2 protein-coding genes are annotated in these 3,000 nt (G+C 39.6%); both read right to left on the bottom strand.

Translation table 11 applies throughout. The features are described from left to right. Positions 1-86: 86 nt before the first annotated feature. Positions 87-1,322: a pitrilysin family protein gene (locus Q0954_RS33465; protein ID WP_299466276.1), complete on the bottom strand. Its 1,236-nt coding sequence runs from the start codon at positions 1,320-1,322 to the stop codon at positions 87-89. A 449-nt stretch (positions 1,323-1,771) separates the two neighbouring features. Further along, positions 1,772-2,797 carry a hypothetical protein gene (locus tag Q0954_RS33460; RefSeq protein ID WP_299466273.1) on the bottom strand — a complete coding sequence of 342 codons (1,026 nt, stop codon included), beginning with the start codon at positions 2,795-2,797 and terminating at the stop codon, positions 1,772-1,774. Between the last annotated feature and the right edge of the window lie 203 nt (positions 2,798-3,000).

Genomic DNA, 3,000 nt, shown 5'->3' with positions numbered 1-3,000 from the left:
TGCTCAATTTTTGAAGTTTGTCAGAGAACAAATCTCATCCTAAATAAATAGTGCATTTACTTAGAGGATAAGGTACTTGGTGAATACTACCCAGGCAAATACCTAAAAATACTTAAATCATCTTCGTTTAACATTTCATTGGCCACCTCCATGAGGTCACTTGCGGTAATCTTTCTTATATTCTCAAAAATCACCTCCAGACTTTCTACTTCGCTGCTGTCCAATATACTCTTGCCCATCATGAGCATAAAGTTCAAATTATTTTCTTCTGCCATAGCCAATTGCCCAAACAACTGTTCTTTGGCACTGTGTAACTGCATTTTACCTAAAGCCTGCACTTTCAACAACTTTAATTGTTTCATTACCAATGCTATGCTTCGCTCAAAATGTTTGCGCTCGGTAGCAAAATAAATAGCAAATAAGCCCGTGTCAGAAAAAGGGTGATAGTTAGACTCGACAGAATATACCCAACCGTGTTTTTCGCGCAAGCTCAGATTGAGACGAGAGTTCATGCCTGGTCCTCCTAAAATATTATTGAGCATAAAAAAAGGCAGCTTCTTTGGGTGCGACCGATGATAAGTGGGTCTGCCCAACGCACAATAGGCTTGTTGCGCGGTGTGGGTGAGCTTTATTTGGTGAGGGTGATAACTCTCAAAAGACTGACGACAAGGCTTAGACGATGCGGCTGGAACCTGGTCAAGGTATTTAGATGCAATCTTTAACACTTTGCCAAAAGGCAGGTTACCCACCGACGAAAAGACAATGCGACTGGTATCAATATTTTCTTGAATAAACGCTTGAAAGTCTTGTCTGTGAAACGAACCTACACTCTCAGAGGTACCCAAAATATTATACCCCAAAGGGTGATTTCTAAATACGACTGCGTCAAACTCATCCTGGAGCGCATCTTCAGGCGAATCGCGGTACATGGCCATTTCTTCCAAAATCACATTGCGTTCCCGCTCTATTTGGTTCTCTGGAAAAACAGAATCAAACGTAATGTCTGCCAATAGCTCTACTGCTTTTTCGTAGTGTTTGTCTAACAAAGAGGCATAAAAACAAATTTGCTCTTTGGTAGTGTAAGCGTTCAACTCCCCTCCTACTGCCTCCAAACGGTTAATAATATGGTAGGCTTTGCGTTTGTTGGTGCCTTTGAAAGCCATGTGCTCCCAAAAGTGAGCAATACCTAATTGATGTGGTTTTTCGTCGCGGCTGCCTATATCAAGCACAAAACCACAATGTGCTACCTTGGTATGTCCTACTTCACGATGAACAATTCTGATCCCATTGTCCAGGGTATGTATTTTACACTGCGTATCCATCTTTTCTTTTTTCTTTAGCCTCGCTTAATCGGCTATTTTAATCAACGATGGCCTGTTCATCGTTGAGTACTTTTTATTCAATCCAGTTTTTGTGTGTTCTTCTAACCAACAAATTTATAAGGAATGGTGTAAAAATAAATTTCTATAGTAACGCTAAAATATTTTGTTGCTAGACGCGGCACGGCAATATCCAGTGGATATTGAGCGAGCTTGAGGGATGGTCGGCTCATAGCATCGCTATTCGGCTATTTTTTAACAACGTATAGCCTCAAAAGATGAGGTTAAGAATGTAAATTTATTTTGGTACCATTCCTTAGCGTTTGAAAGAGAGAAAACTTATGAATTTATTGACTACCTGTGGAACAGGGCATAGCACCGATATTCATCGATATTTAAGGACTTGCGACTTGTCGCTTGCCCCTGTCAGGGCTTCTAACTGTAGAGACAAACTATTTCAACACTTCAATTGCTACCTTGGCGGTTTTTATTTTTCTTGATGAAAGTACGTCCGCATGGCCAATCTCTTGACTAAAATCTCTTAGCTTGCCGCGTTTACGCAATAATAAATCGTCTCGGTTAAAAATGCTTATATCATGATCGTACACCGCAAAAGTCAAACGGTCTTTTTCGGTACAATAAAATGGCTTAGAGGTATGGTCACCTTTGTACCTTAAACTGTTTTTGTCTCTTTGTGATCTAAATACGGGGTCACGCCCCACAAATACCTTCCAGTAAAGGTCAGGATAGCCGCTGCCTATTTTTAATAAGGTAAAGTCAGACTCCCCAGCTTTGCCCTTTTTTTTGTCAAATTCTATATCGGCTACTCTCACCCTTACTTTTTTAAGGGGCGGAGTGGTACACTTAAACCCACCATCAAACACAAAGTCAGGTGTTTTGCCCAATTTGGCTATACGCACAAACTTAGAGAGTTGCTCGTCGGGCTTAAATTTCACAGGTAAAAATGCAATTTTAAATAAAAGGTTGTGTCTGCCAGCAGGCAAACCAAACTCCCTGAAAGCATACTTGTGTTTGTACTTAAAAGCGGTCGCCTCTGAGATATACTTCACCTCACGATTGCCTTCTTTTAAGAATGATTTCAAAAACTTTTCTTTCAACAAATCATTGAATTGTTGTCCAGCAGGTTTGCCCTCAGGCACCACATACATGTCGACCAGATAACCATCAAACCCTCGTTGCCGCAGTTTTTCAAATGATGTAGAATCTTGAAAATCAAAGCTCAAGCGTACCATTACCCCCCAACTACCCCGACGGGTATTGTTGGTATCTACTACAAACCGGGTAATATTCATGCCATCAAGTGGTTCGTACTTTAGTGTATCAAAGGTGAGTACATTAAAAGGTTTGTTATCATCATTGTATTTGTCATCGTGGCGGTTTTTTTTGCCTTTACAAGCAGTAAAACCTACACCAATCATTAACAAAAGGCAGTAAAATAACTGTATTTTTTGTTTCATACCTCTAAGGGATTAGATTACATCACAGCCAAAAATAAAACATCAGCAGTTCAAATAATAATTTAACTCTGTAATTAATTGTAGTTACGAAGAGCTGATTACCATAGCACATAAAAAAACAACCATTGCTTAGGAACGGTGTCAAAATAAATTTACATTCTTAACCTCATCTTTTTTGGACATGCTTCGTTAAAAAAACTTGC

The sequence above is a fragment of the uncultured Microscilla sp. genome, assembly GCF_947493425.1.
Taxonomy (GTDB): Bacteria; Bacteroidota; Bacteroidia; order Cytophagales; family Microscillaceae; genus Microscilla.
This window is presented reverse-complemented; position numbering and strand designations above follow the sequence as displayed.